The organism is Oceanobacter sp. ABM4_470, assembly GCF_056158645.1.
In genome coordinates this window covers 304,320-327,170 of record NZ_JBSWTR010000001.1, presented here as the reverse complement: position 1 = coordinate 327,170, position 22,851 = coordinate 304,320, and the positions used below count along the sequence as shown (strand labels likewise).

20 protein-coding genes are annotated in these 22,851 nt (G+C 56.0%); 17 read left to right on the top strand and 3 right to left on the bottom strand.

All coding sequences use genetic code 11. The features are described from left to right. Positions 1-138 precede the first annotated feature (138 nt). From panD to mtnC, 12 genes are all read left to right on the top strand, one after another. Entirely contained in the window at positions 139-519 is a 381-nt protein-coding gene (gene panD, locus ACXADJ_RS01405; RefSeq protein ID WP_028295072.1) for an aspartate 1-decarboxylase, read from the top strand. A 537-nt stretch (positions 520-1,056) separates the two neighbouring features. Then, on the top strand, positions 1,057-2,715 hold the full coding sequence (pgi, locus tag ACXADJ_RS01400) for a glucose-6-phosphate isomerase (RefSeq protein WP_475062242.1): 1,659 nt from the start codon (positions 1,057-1,059) through the stop codon (positions 2,713-2,715). 336 nt (positions 2,716-3,051) lie between these two features. After that, complete coding sequence (locus ACXADJ_RS01395) at positions 3,052-3,777, top strand: PIG-L deacetylase family protein (protein ID WP_475062240.1); 726 nt, start codon at positions 3,052-3,054, stop codon at positions 3,775-3,777. Positions 3,778-3,900: 123 nt separating this feature from the next. Further along, positions 3,901-4,812: a GTP cyclohydrolase FolE2 gene (gene folE2, locus ACXADJ_RS01390; protein WP_475062235.1), complete on the top strand. Its 912-nt coding sequence runs from the start codon at positions 3,901-3,903 to the stop codon at positions 4,810-4,812. Positions 4,813-4,870: 58 nt separating this feature from the next. Beyond that, complete coding sequence (locus ACXADJ_RS01385; protein WP_475062231.1) at positions 4,871-5,431, top strand: gamma carbonic anhydrase family protein; 561 nt, start codon at positions 4,871-4,873, stop codon at positions 5,429-5,431. A 3-nt stretch (positions 5,432-5,434) separates the two neighbouring features. Continuing rightward, positions 5,435-7,492 (top strand): threonine--tRNA ligase, encoded by a 2,058-nt coding sequence (thrS, locus tag ACXADJ_RS01380; protein ID WP_475062229.1) that lies wholly within the window; start codon positions 5,435-5,437, stop codon positions 7,490-7,492. Then, a complete protein-coding gene (locus tag ACXADJ_RS01375) occupies positions 7,489-8,844 on the top strand; it encodes a dihydroorotase (RefSeq protein WP_475062227.1) in 1,356 nt (451 codons plus the stop codon). Before thrS ends, ACXADJ_RS01375 begins: the two co-directional genes overlap by 4 nt. Continuing rightward, positions 8,841-9,386: a phosphoribosyl-AMP cyclohydrolase gene (gene hisI / locus ACXADJ_RS01370; protein WP_475062222.1), complete on the top strand. Its 546-nt coding sequence runs from the start codon at positions 8,841-8,843 to the stop codon at positions 9,384-9,386. Before ACXADJ_RS01375 ends, hisI begins: the two co-directional genes overlap by 4 nt. Before the next feature lie 303 nt (positions 9,387-9,689). Further along, on the top strand, positions 9,690-10,700 hold the full coding sequence (gene mtnA / locus ACXADJ_RS01365; protein ID WP_475062220.1) for an S-methyl-5-thioribose-1-phosphate isomerase: 1,011 nt from the start codon (positions 9,690-9,692) through the stop codon (positions 10,698-10,700). Positions 10,701-10,712: 12 nt separating this feature from the next. Continuing rightward, positions 10,713-11,342, top strand: coding sequence for a methylthioribulose 1-phosphate dehydratase (locus ACXADJ_RS01360; protein WP_475062218.1), 630 nt, complete (start codon positions 10,713-10,715; stop codon positions 11,340-11,342). Positions 11,343-11,598: 256 nt separating this feature from the next. Further along, positions 11,599-12,144 carry a 1,2-dihydroxy-3-keto-5-methylthiopentene dioxygenase gene (locus ACXADJ_RS01355; RefSeq protein WP_475068093.1) on the top strand — a complete coding sequence of 182 codons (546 nt, stop codon included), beginning with the start codon at positions 11,599-11,601 and terminating at the stop codon, positions 12,142-12,144. A gap of 9 nt (positions 12,145-12,153) precedes the next feature. After that, complete coding sequence (mtnC, locus tag ACXADJ_RS01350; protein WP_475062214.1) at positions 12,154-12,885, top strand: acireductone synthase; 732 nt, start codon at positions 12,154-12,156, stop codon at positions 12,883-12,885. A gap of 36 nt (positions 12,886-12,921) precedes the next feature. Here the strand turns inward: mtnC and ACXADJ_RS01345 are convergent, their stop codons facing one another. Next, positions 12,922-14,889, bottom strand: coding sequence for a methyl-accepting chemotaxis protein (locus tag ACXADJ_RS01345; protein WP_475062212.1), 1,968 nt, complete (start codon positions 14,887-14,889; stop codon positions 12,922-12,924). A gap of 187 nt (positions 14,890-15,076) precedes the next feature. Here ACXADJ_RS01345 and ACXADJ_RS01340 point away from each other — a divergent pair, with 187 nt between their 5' ends. The 5 genes from ACXADJ_RS01340 to ACXADJ_RS01320 all read left to right on the top strand — a co-directional run bounded on the left by ACXADJ_RS01340 (position 15,077) and on the right by ACXADJ_RS01320 (position 20,525). Beyond that, entirely contained in the window at positions 15,077-15,520 is a 444-nt protein-coding gene (locus ACXADJ_RS01340) for a copper chaperone PCu(A)C (protein WP_475068090.1), read from the top strand. 51 nt (positions 15,521-15,571) lie between these two features. Then, positions 15,572-16,549, top strand: a complete 978-nt coding sequence (locus ACXADJ_RS01335) for an MbnP family copper-binding protein (protein WP_475062210.1) — start codon at positions 15,572-15,574, stop codon at positions 16,547-16,549. Positions 16,550-16,571: 22 nt separating this feature from the next. Continuing rightward, positions 16,572-17,789 carry a cytochrome c peroxidase gene (locus ACXADJ_RS01330; RefSeq protein WP_475062208.1) on the top strand — a complete coding sequence of 406 codons (1,218 nt, stop codon included), beginning with the start codon at positions 16,572-16,574 and terminating at the stop codon, positions 17,787-17,789. 82 nt (positions 17,790-17,871) lie between these two features. Then, positions 17,872-19,218: an MbnH family di-heme enzyme gene (locus tag ACXADJ_RS01325; protein ID WP_475062206.1), complete on the top strand. Its 1,347-nt coding sequence runs from the start codon at positions 17,872-17,874 to the stop codon at positions 19,216-19,218. Between the two features lie 62 nt (positions 19,219-19,280). Continuing rightward, positions 19,281-20,525 carry a hypothetical protein gene (locus ACXADJ_RS01320; protein ID WP_475062204.1) on the top strand — a complete coding sequence of 415 codons (1,245 nt, stop codon included), beginning with the start codon at positions 19,281-19,283 and terminating at the stop codon, positions 20,523-20,525. 107 nt (positions 20,526-20,632) lie between these two features. On the opposite strand, the gene fghA is transcribed toward ACXADJ_RS01320, so the two are convergent. Next, on the bottom strand, positions 20,633-21,469 hold the full coding sequence (gene fghA / locus ACXADJ_RS01315; RefSeq protein WP_475062202.1) for an S-formylglutathione hydrolase: 837 nt from the start codon (positions 21,467-21,469) through the stop codon (positions 20,633-20,635). A 228-nt stretch (positions 21,470-21,697) separates the two neighbouring features. Beyond that, a complete protein-coding gene (locus ACXADJ_RS01310) occupies positions 21,698-22,819 on the bottom strand; it encodes an S-(hydroxymethyl)glutathione dehydrogenase/class III alcohol dehydrogenase (RefSeq protein ID WP_475062200.1) in 1,122 nt (373 codons plus the stop codon). Between the last annotated feature and the right edge of the window lie 32 nt (positions 22,820-22,851).

Below are 22,851 nucleotides of genomic sequence, written 5' to 3'. Positions count from 1 at the left end.
TGCATACTCACGCCCCCTTTGAAAACGGATCAATAATTGATCAGGAAAAACAAGGGGGCGGACCGGTGTCATGGGCCTGACAGCAACAGCCAGACCCGCAATCGTCAAACCGAAGAGACTTATAAAAAAGGGGTTCTCATGCAGTCCATTATGTTGAAAGCCAAAATCCATCAGGCGCGCGTTACCCACTCAGTACTGGATTACGAAGGCTCTTGTGCCATCGACGGTGCGCTGCTGGAAATGACAGGCCTGCGTGAATTCGAACAGATCCAGATTTACAACATCACCAACGGCAACCGTTTCACCACCTACATCATTCGTGGCGAAGACGGCTCCGGCATTATCTCCGTAAACGGCGCAGCAGCCCGGCTGGCAGACGTTGGCGACAAGATCATCATCGCCGCTTACGGCAACTACGATGAGAAAGAGCTGGAAACCTTCAAGCCGAAGATGCTGTACATGAACGAAGACAACAGCGTCAGCCACACCAGCTTCGACATTCCGGTACAGGTTGCCTGATTCCAGCAACAACCTTGCCGCATTGGCATTCAGCCAATGACCCAACAGCCAGTGCGCGTAACGCCACTGGCTGTTTTTGTTTGTGCGCGGATAAATCAGCTCCTACAACCATCCTTGCATACAGAAATTCATTCCCGATCACACCCGCCTGCACACGCACCCTGTAGGAGGGAAGTTATTCCCGATCACACCCGTTCTACACACGCACCCTGTAGGAGGGAATTCATTCCCGATCACACTCGCCTGCACACGCCCCCTGTAGGAGGGAATTTATTCCCGATCACACCCGCCCTGCACACGCACCCTGTATGTATGTAGTGGTCAACTGATTCCGGACACGGTTTTAAGTTTTTCTTCTGCGGCGCGCAGTCTTATTCCCGATCTGCAAAAACCACCCAAACCCTTTATTTTTCATCTTTTCGCCAATGACAGCGGTGTCATTCGACCCCGGTCGCCATGGGCTTTTGCGGCTATAGCGGCCGCTCTCGTATACTGGCCGACGACCAAAAGAGAATTCAAAAATCCCAAGGAAGCACTATGACTCTGGCAAGCAGCCTGATTCAGTCAGATATCTGGAAAGCCCTCCAGCAGCACCATCAAACCGTCGGCAACGAGCACATGCTGGATTGGTTCAAGGAAGACCCAAACCGCTTCGAACACTTTCATGCAGAAGCCGCAGGCCTGAGCCTGGATTACTCCAAAAACCGGGTGACCCGCGACACCATGGAGCTGCTGCTGCAACTGGCCGAGCAACGCGACCTGCCCGAACAAATCCACGCCATGTTCAGCGGCGAAGCCATTAACCGCAGCGAAAACCGCCCAGCCCTGCACACCGCCCTGCGTAACTTCAGCGACCGCCAGATCATGGTCGACGGCGAAGACATCATGCCGGAGATTCGTGAAACCGTATCCCGCATGGAAGAATTCTGCTGGAAAATCCGTCGCAACCAATGGCGTGGCTACAACAACCAACCGTTTACCGACGTGGTCTCCATTGGTATTGGCGGCTCCTTCCTCGGCCCCAAACTGGCTTCCAGCGCCCTGAAGCCCTACTGGGACAGCGGCCTGAACATTCACTACCTGGCCAACATCGACGGCACCCACATCACCGAGATTCTCAAACGTCTGAATCCGGCCACCACGCTGTTTATCATTCAGTCGAAATCGTTCGGCACCCAGGAAACCCTGAAAAACGCCCTGGCCTGCCGCGAGTGGTTCCTGCGCAACGGCGGCCTGGAAGAGCACCTGAGCAAGCACTTCACCGCGGTATCCTCCAACGTTGAAAAAGCGGTTGAGTTTGGCATTGCCGAAGAAAACATCTTCCCGATGTGGGACTGGGTGGGCGGTCGTTACTCTCTGTGGTCTGCCATTGGTTTACCACTGGCGCTGGCGATTGGCATCGACAACTTCCGCGACCTGCTGCGCGGTGCCCATGAAATGGACGAGCACTTCCGCACCGCCCCGCTGGAACAAAACATGCCAGTGCTGATGGCCTTGCTGGGGGTCTGGTACGTTAACTTCTTTGGTGTGAACTCCCACGCGATTTTGCCGTACGACCACTACCTGCGCTCATTGCCAGCTCACCTGCAACAGCTGGACATGGAGAGCAACGGCAAATCCATCACCCTTGATGGCCAGAAGGTCGACTACAACACCGGCCCCGTCATCTGGGGCGGCGTCGGTACCAACGGCCAGCACGCCTTCCACCAGCTGTTGCACCAAGGCACCCACTTCTCACCGTGCGACTTCATCATGCCGATGTGCAGCCACAACCCGATCGACAACTTCCACGCCATGCTGGTCTCCAACTGCCTGAGCCAAAGTCAGGCGCTGCTGCAAGGCAAATCTGAAGCTGAAGCCGTGGAAGAGCTGGTGAATGGTGGCATGAGCGAAGCCGAAGCCATGGTGCTGGCGCGCCAAAAAGTGATTCAAGGCAACCGCCCAAGCAACACCCTGTACTTCCCGAAAGCCACACCACAAGTGGTGGGCGCATTGATTGCTCTGTATGAACACAAGGTCGCCGCCCAAGGCATGATCTGGGGCATCAACTCGTTTGACCAATGGGGTGTGGAACTGGGCAAACAGCTGGGTGGCAAAGTGCTTTCGGCACTGGAAAGCGATCAGATCCCTGAACACTTCGACGGCTCCACCAACGGCCTGGTACGCGCCTTCCACGATATGCAATCGCAGCTGTAAGCGTTTCGTCTGGCCTGGCCGGGAGCGGATCTGGCGTCTGGATAATATTGTGGGAGAGAGCTTGCTCTCGATAAACCATCGGCAGCAAGCTACCTCCCACCCTCTGTACCATCGCAGGCAAGCCTGCTCCTACATGACATTCCTCCTACCCGACTCCTGACACAGCCTGCACCACGGCTTTTCCTCCTCGTTAATCCACATTCCTGCTTTACGTATTCGTTGTTCACGCCTGACTATTCACCACCTTTAAATGTTATGTTATAACAATTAAATAACTAGAGTAGAAATCACCAAACGACCAAGAAAAATCCGTAATCAAAAGAAGGAATCCGAACTGTGGATCAAAAAACAGCCCTGGTCGTTAGCGCCCACTCTGCCGATTTTGTCTGGCGTGCCGGTGGCGCTATCGCCAGCCACGTTCAGCAAGGCTACAAGGTAAAGGTTATCTGTCTGTCTTATGGTGAGCGCGGCGAATCCGCCAAGCTGTGGCGCAAAGAGGGGATGACGCTGGAAGCCGTCAAAGCGGCCCGTCAGGAAGAAGCGCAGCAAGCGGCTGACATCCTGGGTGCCGACGTTGAATTCTGGGACATCGGCGATTATCCGATGCGCATCAGCGACGACACCCTGTTCCGGTTAGTCGACACTTACCGCGAACTACAGCCCGAGTTCGTGCTGTCGCACTCGGTCAAAGACCCTTACAACTTCGACCACCCATTGGCCATGCACGCCGCTCAGGAAGCTCGCATCATCGCTCAGGCCGAAGGCCATAATCCGGGTCAGAAAATCGTTGGGGCTCCACCGGTCTATGCTTTTGAGCCGCATCAAACCGAGCAATGTGGCTGGGAGCCAAACACCTTCCTCGATATCACTGATGTTTGGGAAACCAAGTTCAAGGCCATTCAGTGCATGCAAGGCCAGGAACACCTGTGGAACTACTACACCCGTGTTGCACTGCAGCGCGGCGTCCAGGCCAAACGCAATATCGGCATTACCGCCAAGCGCAATATTGAATACGCCGAAGGCTATATGAAGCTGACACCGACCGTGGTGAATACGCTGTAAGCCGCTATCCGGTTTCGGGCTTGTACGGCCATGGTCACTCCCTCGCCCACATGTTGGCCGTGCAACGCCCGTCACTAACCTGTCAATCGAAACAAATCTCTGAAGAGGCATCAAAACGATCACATGAACGCCAAACTTCCCGATGTGTCCGTGTCAGACAACGCCCAGATTGAAGGCGCCCTGTCTGAAGTTGGCATGGATGCCATCGACCTGCCCATTACGCTGGCAGACTCACTCAAGCGGCCGTTTGCCAATGCCCGTGTGCGAGCCACGGTCAACTTGCCTTTGCCTCACGTGAAAGGCATTCATATGTCACGGCTGTATCGATTACTGATGCCGCTTGGCGATGATGTTCGCCTCAGCCCGGCCGGGCTGAAACAGGTATTACAGCAGATGATCGCGAGTCACGAAGACTGCGGCAGTAACAGTGCTGAACTGGCGTTTGAGTTTGAGTTGCTGATGCAAAAACCAGCACTGAAAACCGCGGAGCTTTCTGGCTGGAGTGCCTATCCGGTGACACTGAACGCCAAACTCGACCGCGGCCAGTTTGATTTCCGGCTGCAAGTCAGCGTTGGCTACTCATCTACCTGCCCATGTTCTGCGGCGCTGGCCCGCCAACTGATCAGCGAACGCTTTGCCGCCGACTTTGGCCATTCAAACGACGCATTAGAGCCCGCTGCGGTTGTGAATTGGCTTCAGCAACACGCCACTCTGGCAACCCCACATAGCCAGCGCAGCCGGGCGGATGTTGAAGTGTCTGTGCCCGACAGCGCCGTGGACTTCGGCCTTGAAGCACTGATCGAAAGTATCGAACGGGCGTTAAAGACGCCGTTACAAACCGCCGTCAAGCGCGCCGATGAACAGGCGTTTGCCGAGCTGAACGGCAGCAACCTGATGTTTGTTGAAGATTCCGTCCGAAGAATCAACGCCGCTCTGGCGAGCTATCAGGGCGTCAACATCAGCGTCAGCCACCTCGAGAGCCTGCATCCCCACGATGCCATCGCCAGTGTGACCAACAAGCGTCCGTCTATGTAGCCACTCAAGCAATCTGCCCCCTGCCTAACCAGTGACATACCGTGATTGAGCCAAAACCATGATTCGTAAAAATCCTCAGGGCGACCTGCCCATTGTTCACCCGACTGCTTTCGTCGACCCAACCGCCATCCTTTGTGGCCGCGTCATTGTTGAAGAAAACGTATTTATTGGCCCCTATGCCGTTATTCGAGCCGATGAGCGCAACGCCGACGGTGGCATCGAACCCATCGTGATTGGTGCCCATTCCAATATTCAGGATGGCGTGGTGATCCACTCCAAATCCGGTGCCGAAGTCCACATTGGCCAGCATACCTCCATTGCCCACCGCGCCATCGTGCATGGCCCTTGCGTCGTGAAGGATCGCGTATTTATCGGTTTCAATAGCGTGCTGTTCAACTGCCATATCAACGATGGTTGCGTGATTCGCTACAACGCCGTGGTCGACGGCTGCGAATTGCCGGAAGGCTTTTACGTGCCATCCACCGCTCGCATTGATGCCCAGACCAATCTCGACAGCCTGCCGCGCGTGTCTGCCGATGCCAGCGAGTTTTCTGAAGACGTAGCACGCACCAACAACGATCTGGTGGCTGGCTACAAGCACATCCAGAATGAGTTTTAAGTCATGAGCGAGATTGAATCCCCCGTCCAGGCCGCTGCGTCATACGCGGTCAAACTGCCGGATGGCAAACAACTGCAATTTGAACAGCCTCCAACGCTGCTCGACGTTGCTAACCGGATCAGCCCGCAGTTTGCCAAACAAGTGGTTGCCGGACGCGTCAACGGAGAACTGCAGGACCTGTGTGACCCGATCATTGGCAGTACCGACAACAACGAACAGGCGCCAACCGTCACGCTGGTAAAGGCAACTGACGATGACGGCATCGACATCATTCGCCACTCTTGCGCCCACTTGCTCGGCCATGCCCTGAAGCAGTTGTTTCCGGCCGCGCAAATGGTCATTGGCCCGGTGATTCGAAACGGCTTCTATTACGACATTGCATTCGATCGTACCTTTACACCGGAAGACATCAGCGCCATCGAGCAGCGCATGAAAGAGCTGATCAACAGCAACTACGATGTCATCAAACGCATGACCCCACGCGCTGAGGCCATTGAGCTGTTCAGCCAGCGCAACGAGCAATACAAGCTCAAGCTGATCGAAGACATTCCGGCCGCTGCCGACAGCGCCGACGAGCTCGGCCTGTATTTTCATCAGGAATACCTCGACATGTGTCGTGGCCCCCATGTGCCCAACACCCGTTTTCTGAAGCATTTCAAGCTAACCGGTGTTTCAGGTGCTTACTGGCGTGGTGATGCCAACAACGAACAATTGCAGCGGATTTATGGCACTGCCTGGGCCAGCAAGCAGCAATTGAAAGATCATCTGCACATGCTGGAAGAAGCCGAAAAGCGCGATCATCGTCGCATTGGCAAGGAACAGGACCTGTTTCACTTTCAGGAAGATGCCCCCGGCTCGGTGTTCTGGCATCCGAAAGGCTGGACCCTGTTCCAGCAGCTGATCGACTACATGCGCCGCCGTCAGCATCAGGCCGGTTACATCGAAGTGAACACGCCGGACATGATGGATCGTGGTCTGTGGGAAATTTCCGGCCACTGGCAAAACTACCGCGACCATATGTTTGCCAGCGAAACCGAAGATGGCCGCAACATGGCGCTGAAGCCAATGAACTGCCCCGGCAGTGTGCTGCTGTTCCGCCACGGTCTGAAAAGCTATCGCGACCTGCCGATCCGCATGGGCGAATTCGGCAAGGTACATCGCTATGAACCATCCGGTGCCCTGCATGGCCTGTTGCGAGTACGGCATTTCACTCAGGACGACGCGCACATCTACTGCACACCGCAGCAGCTCAACGCCGAATGCCAGACCGTGATCGCACTGACGCTGGATATCTATCGCCAGTTCGGTTTTGACGACATTCGCATCAAACTCTCGACCCGACCGGACAATCGCATTGGTGATGACGCCACCTGGGATCTGCTCGAACAATCCCTTGTCGATGCCCTTGCCCAGCAGGGCATGGACTACCAGATCAACCCCGGCGAAGGCGCGTTTTACGGCCCCAAACTGGAGTTCGTACTGCGCGACGCCATTGGCCGCGACTGGCAGTGTGGCACCCTGCAGGTCGATATGAACCTGCCGGAACGCTTCGATATTGCCTACATCAACGAAGCCGGTGAACGGGAACGTCCGGTGATGCTGCACCGGGCACTGTTTGGATCACTGGAGCGCTTTACCGGCATTTTGCTGGAGCATCACAGTGGCAAACTGCCCATGTGGTTGGCGCCAATTCAGGCTGCTGTCATGTCGATCACCGACGACCAGAGCGACTACGTTCAACAGCTCGGTGAGCTGCTGAATCTGAGCGGCATTCGCGCCAGCGCCGACACCCGCAACGAAAAAATCGGCTACAAGGTGCGCCAGCAAACCCTGCAACGGGTGCCTTACCTGTTGGTGGCGGGCAAACAGGAAGTTGCTAACGGCACCATCACCATTCGTGACCGCAAGGGCGATCAGCTCGGCAACTACCCCATTGCCGATGCCATCGAATTTCTACAGGAAATGGCCACCAGCCCGGACTACACCGGCTCGGAATATCGCCGGCAGCAACTGATACGTAGCCTCCGACAACCTGCAAACACCGGAGCCACAGAACAATGACGACCAATCAACATGCCGACCTGCTACTGCGCAATGGCACCCTGGTGACACCGAATGGTCGTCAGATCAGCGATGTTGCCTGCCGCGATGGCAAAATTATCGCCATCGGATATCTGGGCCAGTGGACCGCCGATCGAACGCTCAACCTCTCAGGGTTGCACGTTCTGCCGGGCGTAATAGACAGCCAGGTGCACTTCCGCGAACCGGGTATGGAGCACAAGGAAACCATCGAAGCAGGCTCCCGTGGTGCTGTGTTAGGCGGTGTGACCGGCTTCTTTGAAATGCCCAACACCAACCCGCTGACACTGACCGGAGCCGACCTCAAGGCCAAACTCGACATCGCCGCCGAACGCAGCTGGTGTGACTTCGCATTTTACATGGGTGGCTCGGCCGCCAACCGCAACGAGACCCTGATGCTGGAACAGTTACCCGGCTGTGCTGGCATCAAGGTGTTTATGGGCAGCTCTTTTGGCGATTTGCTCACCGATGACGACGATGTCCTGCGGCAGCTACTGCGCAACGGTCACCGTCGAATGGCTGTCCACGCCGAAGACGAAGCGCGCCTTAACCAGCGTAAGGAAATCGTCACCACCAGCAACGACGTGCGCCAGCACCCGGTATGGCGCGATGTTGACAGCGCCCTGCTGGCCACTCGAAAAGTGGTCACCATGGCCGAACAGGAAGGCCGTCGTTTGCACCTGTTGCACGTATCGACCGCAGAAGAAATGGCCTGGTTAGCCCATCACAAGCGGCTGGTGACGGTGGAAACCACCCCCCACCATTTGACTCTGCAAGCCCCTGACTGCTACGAGCAACTGGGCACGTTGGCGCAAATGAATCCACCGGTTCGCGATGCCCGCCACCAGCAAGCACTGTGGCAAGGCATCAACAATGGCGTAGTCGATGTGATCGGTAGTGATCACGCGCCTCACACCTTGCGCGAAAAACAGCAAACCTATCCAGCTTCGCCCAGTGGCATGACCGGCGTGCAAACCTTGCTGCCCACCATGCTGGACCATGTGAACAACCAGCGACTGACGCTTGAGCGGCTGGTCGACCTCACCAGCGCCGGTCCCGCACGGGTGTTCGGACTGGCAGGCAAAGGCCGCATTGCCGTGGGCTACGATGCCGACTTCAGCATTGTCGACATGAACGCTCAGCGGACCATCCAGAATGACTGGATAGCCAGCGTCAGTGGTTGGACCCCATACGACGGCAAAACCGTGCAGGGCTGGCCAATTCACACCATTGTGCGTGGCCACATTGTGGTGCAGGACGAAACCCTGCAAACCCGCCCGAACGCCCGTCCGATCCAATTTACCGAAACCTGTTTACCGGAGTCCGCTCAATGAGCAGTAAACCAACCAAAACATCACAACAGTCAACATCTCAAAATCCGGCAGAAAATATTCACTTCGCTCCTCGAACCAGCATCGAACAGGTGGAAGAAAGCAACCAACTGGCTCCCAAATTCGACGCCAACGGACTGATTTCGTGTATCACCACCGAAGCCGACAGCGGCGATGTACTAATGCTCGGATACATGAACGAAGAAGCCCTGAAGCTCACCATCGCCACCGGCGAGGCCCACTACTGGAGCCGTTCCCGACAGTTGCTGTGGCACAAGGGCGCCACCAGCGGTCTGGTACAAAAAGTCGAACAAATGCGCATTGATGACGACCAGGACGCCGTCTGGATCAAGGTACGCGTCGCTGGCAATGGCGCCAGCTGCCACGTTGGCTATCATTCCTGTTTCTATCGCGACGTGCCGGTTGGCAGCAGCAAACAGCCATTGCAACAGCAAGCCGCCGACACACTGACCTTCAACGAAGACAGCAAGGTATTCGACCCCGAAGTGGTTTACCCCGGAGCGGAAAACCCGACTATTTTGTAAGGCGTCTGGCCCGGCCGGGTGCGGATCTGGCGTCTGGCGTCTGGCGTCTGGCGTCTGGCGTCTGGCGTCTGGCGAGACCGTAGGAGCGAATTCATTCGCGATCAACACTTCGTGAATAAGACTACGCGTCCCGATTCACTCCTACACCGACACCCAAGCCTGCGCGGCCCGCACAGCAACATTAACGACACTCCCGCTATTTCGCGTTAGAATGCCGCCCTTTCTGATGCCTGTTTGCCGGCGTCGCTGTAGCTATACTTTTGTCGTTTATTTTTTCGTTCACTGCTTCGGAAACCCGCCGCCATGTCCCAATCTTCCCAGTCCCAGGTTGTAGCCATTGAATGGCGTCAGCAGTCCTTGTTCCTGCTTGACCAGCGTGTGCTGCCTCACGAACACAGCATGATTGAATGCAAAACCGCGACTGAAACCGCCGATGCCATCCGCGATATGGTGGTTCGTGGCGCACCAGCCATTGGTATCAGTGCTGCCTACGGTTATGCGCTGGATGCGTTAGCAGGTCGTGATCTGGAAGCGGCTTACAAAGTGCTGGCGGAATCCCGCCCAACCGCGGTGAACCTGTTCTGGGCGTTGGAGCGTATGGCGTCGTTAAACACCACCGACGGCCAAACCCTGCTGGCCGAAGCCCGCAAGATTCATGAAGAAGACATCCAGGCCAACCACACCATGGGGCAGTTTGGTGCCAGCCTGATTTCCGACGGTGTGCAGGTGTATACCCACTGCAACACCGGCGCGCTGGCCACCGGTGGCCACGGTACCGCACTGGGAGTGATTCGTTCCGCCTTTGCCGACGGCAAGATCCAGCACGTTTACGCCGGTGAAACCCGCCCATGGCTGCAGGGTGCGCGACTGACTGCCTGGGAACTGATGCAGGATGACATTCCGGTATCCCTGGTGTGCGATGGCGCCGCGGCACAGCTGTTCCGTGCTGAAAAGCCAGAATGGGTGATCGTTGGTGCCGACCGCATCACCGCCAACGGCGACGTTGCCAACAAGATTGGTACCTACAGCCTGGCGGTGAACGCCAAACACCATGGCATGAAGTTCATGGTGGTCGCACCAACCACCACCTTCGATATGGAACTGGCCTCCGGCGATCTGATTCCTATCGAACAGCGCCCAATGGAAGAAGTGACCAGCATTCAGGGCAAACAAATTGCGCCCGAGGGCTGCAACGCCATCAACCCGTCGTTCGACGTGACACCAGCGGAGCTGATTGACGCCATCGTCACCGAAAAAGGCATCGTTCGTAACCCGACCACCGAAGCCATGGCCGAACTGTTCAATCGCGGCTGATCCGGAGTTGTCATGATCGAATTCGAAGCATCTGTGTTTCAGCAAGCCGCCGAAGACCTCTGCCACTACGGCAAACTGCTGTACGACCGCGACTGGTCGCCTGCCACCAGCTCCAACTATTCGGTTCGTCTGAACGAGCAGTGCTGTGCGCTGACCAGCTCCGGCAAGCACAAAGGCGAGTTGACTCCCGAGCAGATTCTGGTGGTCGACTGGCAAGGCCAGCCACACACTGCAGGCAAGCCCAGCGCAGAAACCCTGTTGCACACCCAGTTGTACGAACGCGATGCCAGCATTGGCGCGGTGCTGCACACTCACAGCCACAACGCAGTGGTGCTGTCGCACATCATCAAGGACGACGTTCTGGTACTGGAAGGCTGGGAGTTGCTAAAAGCCTTTGCAGGCCAAACCAGCCACGAATGCCGCATGGAAATTCCGGTATTCGACAACGATCAGGATATCGAACGCCTGTCTGGTCTGGTTGAGCAACACATGCATCAGCACCAGCAAGGTCATGCCTACCTGATTCGTGGCCACGGGGTTTACACCTGGGGCCGTGATCTGGCGGAATGTTTCCGTCATCTGGAAGCCCTTGAGCACCTGTTTGGCTACCAGCTGGAACTGAAACGAATGGCACTGGCCTGAGCTGTCAGGTCAACCCGGTGGCAAACAGCCGCTGGAAAACAGAATCAACAAGGCACAGCCCATGTGCCGAACCCCATGTGATGGCACCGCAACCGAGCCAGAGGACATTATGAAAACACCACCGAAGCCCAGATTCATCATGCGTCAGAGCCTTTCCCGCAAGGACTTCCGCACCCGCCATCAAAAGCTTCGTCCTCTGCGCTACCGTCAGTCCGGCCAAAACTCTGTTGATATGGATTTTGGAGAGCAAGACACCATGAGCAGCCTGAAAATCTATCCGCAACGTGATACCACCCAATTGCTGTTTGCCAGTGATGAACACAGCCGCATCGCCGAAAAGCTCAACGAAGTGGGTGTGCGTTTTGAAAAGTGGCAGACCGAAGCCGAACTGGCGCCCGGTGCCCCGCAAGAAGATGTGATTGCTGCTTACCAGAGCGACATCGATCGCCTGATTAACGAAGAAGGCTACCAGACTGTCGACGTTGTCAGCCTGGATAGCAGCAACCCGAAGAAAGACGAGCTGCGCCAGATATTCCTCAGCGAACATCGCCACAGCGAAGACGAAGTGCGTTTCTTTGTGGCCGGTGAAGGCCTGTTCAGCCTGCACATTGAAAACAAGGTTTACGAAGTGCTGTGCCGTCAGGGCGACCTGATTTCCGTACCGGCCAACACCCCGCACTGGTTTGATATGGGCCCGAATCCGGGCTTTATTGCCATCCGCCTGTTCAATAACCCGGAAGGCTGGGTCGCCAACTACACCGGCGACACCATTGCCGAACGTTTTAACCGTCTGGAAAACTGAGGCCAACACATGACCATCAAGGTAATCCTGACCGACGTCGAGGGCACCACCTCTTCCATTTCCTTTGTGAAGGAAGTGCTGTTTCCTTACGCAGCCGAACACCTGTCCGGCTACGTCCGGGCCAACCAGAACAACGAGCAAGTACAACAGCAACTGGCGGCCACCGCTCAGCTGCTGCTGGACGAAGCGCCCGGCAGCGAAGTGTCGCTGGATGATCTGAGCGCCGACACCGACGCCCTCATCAACACCCTGCTCGACTGGATTGCCGAAGACCGCAAGGCCACGCCATTGAAAGCCCTGCAAGGACTGATCTGGGCCGAGGGCTACCAGAACGGTGACTATCAGGCGCATATGTACGCCGATGCCACCCGCTGTCTGAAGCAGTGGAAAGCACTAGGACTGGCGCTGTACGTGTATTCGTCCGGCTCGGTGAAAGCCCAGCAACTGTTCTTTGGCTACAGCCAGGACGGCGACCTGCTGCCACTGTTCAGCGGCCACTTCGACACTCAGGTGGGCCACAAGCAACAAGCGGATTCCTACCGCAATATCCTCGCTGCATTGCAGCAAGATATCGCCGGACTGGAGGCCGAAGAAGTGTTGTTTCTGTCTGACATCGAAGCCGAACTGGATGCCGCCCGCGACGCCGGAATGCAAACCTGTTGGCTGATTCGTGAAGGTGATATTCCTGAACAGCCAGCTCACATGGCTGTGCCGTCCTTCGAACTGATCCACCCGCTATAAAGCGGCTGGATCTGCCCAAAGCGATGCTCTTGTGGATTACCCCTGACTGAGCTTGTGCAGTCGCTGCGCCAGCTCGGTCGACGTTTTGCTCATTCCATTCAGGGTCGAGGCGTCCTCGGCGTTTTTCTCTGAGATCACCCGAATACGATCGGCCAAGCGGTCGATCTCTGACGTCACACGCGCTTGCTCTCCCGCCACCGTTGCAATGTTGCCAGTACGCTCCTTGATCTGCGCAAATGCGTTCACAATATCATCAAATTTCTGACGCGCTTCGTTGGCCCTCTCGATGGATTGCATCGACAAATCGCGACTGCCGGAAATCACACTGACCCCTTCCGATGCCGCCGACTGCAACTGCGAAATCATGGTCTCAATCTCGCTGGCAGATTCCTGGGTGCGGCCCGCCAACGTACGAACTTCGTCCGCAACCACCGCAAAACCCCGCCCCTGTTCACCGGCACGGGCCGCTTCAATGGCTGCGTTCAAGGCCAACAGGTTGGTCTGTTCAGAAATAGCCTTGATCACATCCAGCACTGCGCCAACGCGGTCGGTATCGGTCGCCAGTCGTTCGATCACCTGTGAGGCACTCGACAAGGCTTCGCCCAACTCGCCAATGGCATCAGCGTTACGGGCAACGATAGAGCGACCATCATGAACCAGCTGGCTGGCGCTCTCTGCAGTCAGTGCTGCATCGTTGGTATTGGTAGACACATCATTGGCACTGGCCGACATTTCGGTAATTGCCGATGCCAACGTCTGGTTCTCGTCGGTTTGTTGCAGCGCCCGTTCCGTCAAGGTACTGCTCACCCTTTGCAAATTTTCTGCCCCCTGTTTCACCGACGTGGCTTCGCGGGCAATCTCAGCCAACAGCTGTTTCAGGTGCTCACCATAACGGTTAACAGCGGCACGCAAATCACCAATTTCATTATTGGAGTCCACTTCAAGTTGCTGGGCTGAATGGCCCGCAGACAAGGCATCAATCTGCCGGGTGGTTTCCCGCAACGAACCGATGATCTTGCGACCGGCAAACCACAAGGCCCCTACGAATACCAGCACCATCGGAATCAATACGGCATAGAGAGCGTTGGACATACTATGCAATACCGCCAACGCCAGGTTGTCCGGCATGATCAAGCCGACTTTCCAACCCTGTTCCGGTAAATCCTTGACCACCAGAGTCGAGGAGTCGCCAGCGACAACACCACTGCCGAAACTGTAATCACCTTCGCCCTGACCCAACACGCTCACCAGTGGCCGCAGCGAGGAATCAGCAGCCGCTGCTTCATCAAGCATTTTGGTCGCCAATGACTCCGAACGCAGCCCCGGCATACCTATGATTCGACCCAATTGGTCCACAGCAATGGCATAGCCACCGCTGCTGTCTCTTTGCCGCTGCAACAAACCATCCATGCCTTCGAGCATCAGATCGACGGTTGCCACCCCCCAAAACTCACCATCACGACGGATCGGTACGGTACAGGTTGTCATGGCGACACCGGATGCCATATCAAAATACACCTCTGACCAGGCACACTGACCCGCCGCCAGCGACTTGCCAACCGTGTACCAGCTCTCATTGTGATAACCATTGCCCGCTGGATCGTTGTAGTCATCGAGTAACTCCAACCCCGAGCCAGTGCGGGCCCAGAACAATGACGCCCGTTGCTGGCCATCAACAAGCTTGTTCGGCTCCGGCCAGACACCACCACCAGCGATGGTGCTGTCGCCATAGTGATCTATCACGCTGTCCAGATGTCGCTCCAGCATGGGCGGCCGGGCAGGCAAGGATTCCGTCAAGGCTGCCAACGTGCGGGTCAGTGTTGCCGCCGAAGACAGCACCGACTCGACCTCAGATTTCATGGCTTCCACCTTGGCCTCATTTAGCTTCAGCACTTCTTCCCGCAGGCGAGGCTCGGCCAACTGAGTCGTAGTCAGGTAGATACTGACAATGGCGGCCACCAGCAATGCAGCGCTGGCAAAGCGAATCTGGTTAAGTAACAGCATGAGGAAAGTTTCCGAAAATACAGGCTTTCCTAAACCCTAGTTCATCAGTAACGCTTCTCCAGCAGAATCTTGCGACCTTTTGTCACATTCTGACCACAGGACACCCGTGGCATAGTACACGTACATTTATTGAGGGCATCAATGGTTCATGAGCGCAGTACGTTACCTTTCAGCAGCTTTATTTTTGATGATTGCCGCCTCTGGCCAAGCCCATGAATACAAAATCGACAGCATGCGGATCGCCCACCCGTTTGCTGTAGAAACCCCTCCCGGTGCCCAAACCGGAGCGGCCTACATCGACATAACCAATCAGTCCAACGCCCCGCTGCTACTGAAGTCTGTACGCACTCATATGGCCGATACAGTAGAGATTCACACCATGTCGATGGCCGACGGCATCATGAAGATGCGCGCTCTTGAGCAGCTGACCATCGCTGCCGGAGAGACCCTTAAGATGCGTCCAGGCATGGGTATTCACTTGATGCTGATTGGCCTCGAACAGCAGCTTCAGGATGGCAACAGGTTTGAGCTTTGGCTGAATTTTGAAGGCCAAAACGAGTTCCCCGTCGAAGTACGCATCCAGACTCGTGAAGCAGGCATCACCGCCGCTGACGCTCATCACCAGCATTGAATGACAAACCCACCTCCGATTCGATACGGAAATAACAAGGAAAAAAGGACCATGACCCTGTTTCAAAAGTCGGCTTTGCCACTGGCAGTAATGACCTCCAGCATCCTGCTGGCCAGTTGTGGCAGTGATTCTTCCACCGACAGCGCCAGCACCGAAACCCGAGCGCTTGATCTCGACTTCCGCGCCATCAACAGTACAGTTACGCCAAATGTCGACATTACCGATAGCGTGTGTGATACCACCCTAACCGCCGTTGGCACCAACAACACCGATGCAGGCATTGCCTATATGGCGTTCTACATCAACGACGTTCGACTAGTGACCAGCAGCGGCACAGAAGTAACTGTCACACTGGATGAAACCCTGGTTAGCCAGGAACAAGGGGTCGCTTTGGTCGACTTCCGAGACATCACCAGTGCCTGTGGTGGCGACGGCGATACGCGAGCCATATGGAACCACGTCACCGGCAGCTACGAGCATGTCGAAGGCACGGAATACACCGGCCTTAAATACGAACTTGGTCTGCCTGCCGAACTGAACCACGCCGAACTACAAAGCGCTGGCGTGTTATCCCGCGAAGTATCCATGGCCTGGAACTGGCTGGTAGGTTACCGCTACCTGCGCATGGATCTGGCGATGGATGGCGTATACAGCGAAGCCAATGACTCAACCTACGACGGCTGGACAGTACACCTTGGTGCCACCGGCTGTAGCAACGCGGAAGAATACGATGGTGTTAATAACCGCAGCGCAGCACCGACCGACAACCTGTGTGACAACCCGAACCTGTCCGACGTTGAGCTGACCGATTTCAACCCGGACAGCAGCCAGATCGCTGTGGATATCGCCGCTCTTTATGCAGGCAACAATGTAATGCGGGATGAAGGCGGTGCCATTGGTTGCATGTCGGGCACCACCGACCCGGAATGTGCAGAAATTTTCGCTCGTCTTGGTCTGCAACACGCCACTCAGGGTGAAGACTTCACCACACCAATCGAGCAGGTTGTTTTCAGTACCCTGAATGACTGACAACACCTGCAGATTGGATGCAATGAAACGATTGTCCAGAACCATCCAGCCGATACTCGTCATCCTGGCGAGTATCGGTCTGTCGGCTTGCGTTGGCAGCAGTGGCACCTCGCTGGATGACGAAGGTGCCTCTGCAAGCAGCTACGACTGGGGCCTTCCGGAATCTGTCCCCCTGCCGGTAGTGCCGGACGACAACCCGATGACGGAAGAAAAATTCCAGCTCGGCCGTCACCTGTTCTACGACACCCGGCTGTCAGCTAATAACGACATTGCCTGTGCCAGCTGCCACAAGCAGGAACTCGGCTTCAGTGATGGCGTACAGTTTCCAACCGGTACCTGGGGCGACAGCCATCCACGCAACGCCATGGCGCTGGCCAACACCGGCTGGTTCGCCAACTTCAACTGGGCAGGCAGCGACGTGACAACGCTGGAAAAACAAATTCGAGGGCCGCTGTTCAATACCACACCAATCCCGGAGCACGGCATCACTGGTGATAACATCGCATTGATCGAAGCCGACGTCGCCAGCGACGCCACCTATCAAACCCTGTTGGCGGCGGCCTTTCCGGATGCCGATAGCAATACACAGTGGAATTTTGACGACCACCTGATTCCGGCACTGGCCACTTTTGTACGCGGGCTTACCTCATTTGACTCCGATTTCGACCGCTACCTGCAGGGCGACAGCAGCGCAATGTCCTTATCAGCCCGCCGCGGATTTGCGTTGTTTTCAGGCGAACGCTTGGAATGTACCCATTGCCACTTACCGGATCATTTCCTCAGCGACAACCACATGAACCGGCAATGGAATAGCCCAACCTCGTTATTCCACAACACCGGCTCGGTCTACAGCTACGAAGCTCCCAATCGCGGGGTGTATGAAGTGACGGGCGAACAGCGCAACTTAGGTCAATTCCGCACCATGAGCCTGCGTAACATCGCTCTCACCGCACCGTACTCTCACGATGGCAACCATGCCACCCTGCTCGACATCATCGATACCTACTCTCAGGGCGGTAAACACGGCAACTACAACGTTGATGGCGACCTCAGCGCTGGGTTCATCCTTACCGACAGCGAAAAACAGGACCTGCTGAACTTCCTTTGCAGCCTTACCGACCAAACCTTTATCAGCAATCCGCGCTATAGCGATCCCTGGCCCGATGACAACGGCGACCCAATAGGCGTTGCTGATAGCCCGATGGCCGATGCCTCGTTGAATCCGCAGTGCCAGCTATGACCTGGCACTGGAACAAACGACTCAAGCGCAACAAACCCCGCAAGACAAGCCAGGGATTTGATAAACCGAGAATTTGATAAATATGGACGCGATCACCTTTGACAAGCAGAAACCACACCTCACAAGCGGCGGATTTACCCAAATCATCAGCAGCAAGGCGGCCATCTGTGGACTTGTGATACTAGTCGCTGTGCTGGGAGGCTGTAGCGATCAGGAGACAGACAAAGCCAGTGCCACGGCTGCTCAGTCATCTGATCAGAAACAGTCCGTTGCAGAAAAACCAGCAGCAACCTCATCAGGCGACACTGTAGTCAGCGATTTTGAATGGCAACTGCCTGCCGGTGTTGCCATGCCATTGATCCCGTCTCATCACCCGATCACCGAAGCCCGTTTCCAGCTCGGCCGTCACCTGTTCTACGACACCCGCATGTCTGCTGAAGGAAATATCGCCTGTGCCAGTTGCCATCATCAAGACAAAGGCTTCACCGACGGTCGCGTACGCCCGGTCGGCACCTATGGCCAGCTCCATCCGCGTAACGCTCAGTCGTTAGGTAACACCGCCTGGTTTGGTACCCTCAACTGGGCTAACCCGGTGACCGTTACACTGGAACGCCAGATTCGGGTACCCATGTTTGGTGACGATCCGTTTGAACACGGCATTGAAGAACACAACCAGCAGGCCATTCTGGCAACCCTGACCGGCGACCCGAGCTATCAGGCATTACTCGAACAAGCCTTCCCCAACGAACAACGGGACTGGAATTACATCAATCATGTGATTCCTTCGCTGGCAGCATTTGTGCGCGGCATGACCTCATTTGACTCGCCATGGGACCAGTACCTGCAAGGCAATCAACAGGCGCTCAGCCCAGCCGCTAAACGCGGACTGGCACTGTTCAGCAGCGAGAAGCTGCAATGTTCGCAGTGCCACAGTGCCAATCATTTCCTCACCGATTCCCACATCAGTGTGGTTGGCGGCAAGCGCCAGCAAGGTTTCCATAACAACGCAGCCGTTGGCAGCTACACCTACCCGAATACCGGCCGCCACGAAGCCACCGGCATACCGGAAGACCTGGGTCTGTTCCGTACACCAAGCCTCAGAAATATCGCCCTGACCGCGCCTTATATGCACGATGGCTCAATAGCAACACTCAAGCAGGTGATCGCCATATACGCCCAAGGTGGTACTCAGCCAGCCCCCGGCACAGAGCAGTATAAAGATGCCGGAATCAAGGACGTGCGGATTACCGGTTTCGAAATCACAGAAGCTGAAACCAACGACCTGATGACGTTCCTGTGCAGCCTGACGGACGACCGTTTCATTACCAATCCCCGTTATGCCAACCCATGGCCAGACGAGCACGGACACGCCCGAGCACAACCTCAACACCCCGGAGAGCCTGAACAATGTCAGCGGATCAGCATGTGAGTACTGCCGTGCCGTATCAATCCAAGCCTAAAACAGGCTCGAGCTTATGGTCCCAACAATTTATGCGCCTGCCGCTGCTTTGCCTCCCCCTGTTAAACCTGGGTCTCATTGGCACCAGCAGCACAGCACAGGCCCATAGTAGCCTGCCAGAGAAGCAAGGCTTCTCGGTATCGCTCAATCTGGCCGCCAGCTGGCGTAATCAGAATCAGCAGTCGGACGAAGATATTGAAAACGAGAGTGTCTGGCAGATTCCCGGGGCCATGATGGGCGGTCATACCAGCACTTATGAGCAAGGCACTTCGCTGGATGAGATGTCGCTGCGACTGGAATATCTGCAAGAGCGCCAGGCCACAGGTCAAACCAACGGCCACAGCTACGCAGCGATCAAAATCGGCAGTCATGGCGGCACCGACATCGCACTGGAAAATGCCTATGCTGGCATGCTGTGGCAGTACCAACAGATCCCGTTGCAAGCCGAACTGGGTTTGATGACCGCGATGTTCTCGCCCAACAATCACCTGCACCCATCGACCTCACCATTCAGCCTCAGCCCGCTTGGCTTTGATACCTTGCTTGGCAGTCACGTACAGGACACCGGCATCCGCCTGCTTGCAGGCAGCGCCGACAAAGGCTTCAGTGCCGGTTTGGAAAGCTACAAAGGCAGCGCTTATCCGGCTGCCGGTAGCGGCGGCTTACACGCAGTATTTGTTCGTCATGCCCAACGTGGATTTTATCTCGATTGGCTGTTACAGGGCTGGGCGCTGACCGCGACCGCCGAAAACCGTCAGGACGACCGCTCCGGTGGCAGCGGACACAGCCACAGTAGCAGCACAAGCAGCGCCTTTGATGGTTACTTCAATGGCGACAGTGATGCTGCAGGTGTATACGCCGAACTGGGCTGGACCTTTGGCCACCAGCAGCGCGTCAGCCTGCAAACCGAATACATGAGGCTGCAGTTGGATGGTCTGGTTGAAGATGCCGACCGAACCCAAAGCATGACCGTCGATGGCAACTACAACAGCCTGCTGCTGCAACCGCAACTGAAGCTTGGCAAACACCTGCTGGCAATGCGCTACGAAACCCTCAGCCTCACCAATAGCTTGCGTGGTGCAGCTGTTTCCACTCTGGGTGAAGAAGCCGGACTGATCAATGACGGCCATAATCCAACCCGAACCAGCATCAGCTGGAATTGGCAACACAGTGACCATCTGGGCCTGCGAGTGGAATGGCTGCAGGACCGCGCCAATCCGGATCGCCAGCCCAACGTGCTCAGTGCAGGTGTGATCTGGACCGGCAAGCTGCTGTAAAGCTCTGGGTAAATAGCCATAAAAAAGCCGGTCAGGTTCTCACCAGACCGGCTTTTTAATCAGCAGCGGGAGCCCCGCCTCCGCGTTTAACACATCGTCACTCTGGATCAGGCACCCAGCTTCTCGGCGTGGAAGCGCAGATGTTCTTCGATAAAAGAAGAAATAAAGTAGTAGCTATGGTCGTAACCGCTATGCAAACGCAGTATCAGCGGGTAATCGGTTTCAGCCGCAGCGGCTTCCAGCGCTTCTGGCTTAAGCTGTTCTGCAAGAAAGTTATCCGCTTCACCCTGATCCACCAGCGCTGGTGTACGTACGTCACCGGCGGCTTTCACCAGTTCACAGCTGTCGTGTTGCTTCCACAACTCACGGTCGTTACCCAGATAGGTAGTGAACGCGGTCTGACCCCACGGACAGTTGATCGGGTTGGTGATAGGGCTGAAGGCCGATACCGAGGTGAACATACCCGGGTTTTTCAAGGCAATGGTCAAGGCACCGTGACCACCCATGGAGTGACCGGCGATGGCTTTTTTGGAAGATACCGGGAAAGTCGCTTCAATCAGCTCCGGCAGCTCTTTTACCACGTAATCGTACATGTGGTAGTGCTTGTTCCATGGCTCCTGCGTAGCGTTTACGTAGAAACCCGCGCCCTTGCCGAGATCGTAACGGTCTTCATCGGCCACATCGTCACCACGCGGGCTGGTATCCGGCGCCACAATGGCAATGCCCAGCTCCGCAGCAATACGCTGGGCACCGGCTTTTTGCATGAAGTTTTCATCGGTACAGGTCAGGCCGGAAAGCCAGTACAGCACTGGTACTTCGGCACCTTGGGCCGCTTTGGGCGGCAGATAAATCGCAAAGCGCATGCGGCAGTTCAACACAGCCGAGTCGTGCTCGTACTGCTTGTGCCAACCGTCAAACACCTTGTTCTGGCTAATCATTTCCATGTTCGGTTTCCTTCGGAAAGTCGGACGCCAGACGTCTGAAGCCAGACGCTGACTGGAATCGTAGGAGCAGGCTTGCCTGCGATGCAATCCATCGGCCGTAAGCGACCTCCTGCATAAATCACCCGAGCGTAGGATGGGCCCCGCCCATCAATGTGTTGGGCAAGGCCCAACCTACAAAGCTGAAATCTGGAGCCAAGCGTCAGGCGCCCAGCCCCAGACACCCGACTGTTAGTAGTGAATAACGGAACGGATGGATTTACCTTCGTGCATCAGATCAAACGCTTCGTTGATCTTCTCCAGCTCCATGGTGTGGGTGATGAAGTCGCTCAGCGCGAACTTGCCCGCCAGGTAGTCTTCAACAATACCAGGCAGCTCGGAACGGCCTTTCACACCACCGAAAGCGGAACCGCGCCATACACGACCGGTAACCAGCTGGAATGGACGGGTAGAGATTTCCTGACCGGCACCGGCCACACCGATGATCACAGACTCGCCCCAACCCTTGTGGCAGCACTCCAGCGCAGAACGCATTACGTTGACGTTACCGATACACTCGAAGGAGAAGTCCACACCGCCGTCGGTCATTTCAACAATAACTTCCTGAATCGGCTTGTCGAACTTGGTCGGATTGATGCAGTCGGTGGCGCCCAGCTTGGTGGCCAGTTCGAACTTGGATTCGTTCAGGTCGACGCCAATGATGCGGCTGGCACCCGCCATCTGAGCACCAATGATGGCAGACAGACCAATACCACCCAGACCGAAGATAGCCACGGTGTCGCCCTTCTGAACCTTGGCAGTCTTGCTCACGGCACCCATACCGGTGGTCACACCACAACCCAGCAGACACACTTCTTCCAGTGGTGCTTCCGGGTTTACCTTGGCCAGCGAGATTTCAGGCAGCACGGTGTACTCAGAGAAAGTAGAGCAACCCATGTAATGGAAGATCGGCTCACCGTTGCAGGTAAAACGGGTAGTACCGTCTGGCATCAGACCTTGCCCCTGAGTGGCACGAACGGCCTGACACAGGTTGGTTTTGCCGGATTTACAGAATTTACATTCGCCACATTCGGCGGTATACAGCGGAATAACGTGATCGCCCACCTTCAGGCTGGTAACGCCTTCGCCAACGGATTCAACGATACCGCCACCTTCGTGACCCAGAATCGCAGGGAAGATGCCTTCAGGGTCTTCACCAGACAGAGTAAACGCGTCAGTGTGGCACACACCGGTAGCAACGATTTTTACACGAACTTCGCCAGCTTTAGGTGGCGCAACTTCCACTTCTTCAATTTTCAGTGGCTCGCCCGCTTTCCAGGCAATCGCAGCTTTACACTTGATCACGTCAGACATGTCAGATCCTCAAGGTTGGTATCAATCACCGG

What these genes read in the sequence shown, in the direction of transcription:
- panD (WP_028295072.1), top strand. Translation starts at nt 139, where the DNA reads ATGCAGTCCATTATGTTGAAAGCCAAAATCCATCAGGCGCGCGTTACC.
- pgi (WP_475062242.1), top strand. Translation starts at nt 1,057, where the DNA reads ATGACTCTGGCAAGCAGCCTGATTCAGTCAGATATCTGGAAAGCCCTC.
- folE2 (WP_475062235.1), top strand. Translation starts at nt 3,901, where the DNA reads ATGAACGCCAAACTTCCCGATGTGTCCGTGTCAGACAACGCCCAGATT.
- ACXADJ_RS01385 (WP_475062231.1), top strand. Translation starts at nt 4,871, where the DNA reads ATGATTCGTAAAAATCCTCAGGGCGACCTGCCCATTGTTCACCCGACT.
- thrS (WP_475062229.1), top strand. Translation starts at nt 5,435, where the DNA reads ATGAGCGAGATTGAATCCCCCGTCCAGGCCGCTGCGTCATACGCGGTC.
- ACXADJ_RS01375 (WP_475062227.1), top strand. Translation starts at nt 7,489, where the DNA reads ATGACGACCAATCAACATGCCGACCTGCTACTGCGCAATGGCACCCTG.
- hisI (WP_475062222.1), top strand. Translation starts at nt 8,841, where the DNA reads ATGAGCAGTAAACCAACCAAAACATCACAACAGTCAACATCTCAAAAT.
- mtnA (WP_475062220.1), top strand. Translation starts at nt 9,690, where the DNA reads ATGTCCCAATCTTCCCAGTCCCAGGTTGTAGCCATTGAATGGCGTCAG.
- ACXADJ_RS01360 (WP_475062218.1), top strand. Translation starts at nt 10,713, where the DNA reads ATGATCGAATTCGAAGCATCTGTGTTTCAGCAAGCCGCCGAAGACCTC.
- ACXADJ_RS01355 (WP_475068093.1), top strand. Translation starts at nt 11,599, where the DNA reads ATGAGCAGCCTGAAAATCTATCCGCAACGTGATACCACCCAATTGCTG.
- mtnC (WP_475062214.1), top strand. Translation starts at nt 12,154, where the DNA reads ATGACCATCAAGGTAATCCTGACCGACGTCGAGGGCACCACCTCTTCC.
- ACXADJ_RS01345 (WP_475062212.1), bottom strand. Translation starts at nt 14,889, where the DNA reads ATGCTGTTACTTAACCAGATTCGCTTTGCCAGCGCTGCATTGCTGGTG.
- ACXADJ_RS01340 (WP_475068090.1), top strand. Translation starts at nt 15,077, where the DNA reads ATGATTGCCGCCTCTGGCCAAGCCCATGAATACAAAATCGACAGCATG.
- ACXADJ_RS01335 (WP_475062210.1), top strand. Translation starts at nt 15,572, where the DNA reads ATGACCCTGTTTCAAAAGTCGGCTTTGCCACTGGCAGTAATGACCTCC.
- ACXADJ_RS01330 (WP_475062208.1), top strand. Translation starts at nt 16,572, where the DNA reads ATGAAACGATTGTCCAGAACCATCCAGCCGATACTCGTCATCCTGGCG.
- ACXADJ_RS01325 (WP_475062206.1), top strand. Translation starts at nt 17,872, where the DNA reads ATGGACGCGATCACCTTTGACAAGCAGAAACCACACCTCACAAGCGGC.
- ACXADJ_RS01320 (WP_475062204.1), top strand. Translation starts at nt 19,281, where the DNA reads ATGCGCCTGCCGCTGCTTTGCCTCCCCCTGTTAAACCTGGGTCTCATT.
- fghA (WP_475062202.1), bottom strand. Translation starts at nt 21,469, where the DNA reads ATGGAAATGATTAGCCAGAACAAGGTGTTTGACGGTTGGCACAAGCAG.
- ACXADJ_RS01310 (WP_475062200.1), bottom strand. Translation starts at nt 22,819, where the DNA reads ATGTCTGACGTGATCAAGTGTAAAGCTGCGATTGCCTGGAAAGCGGGC.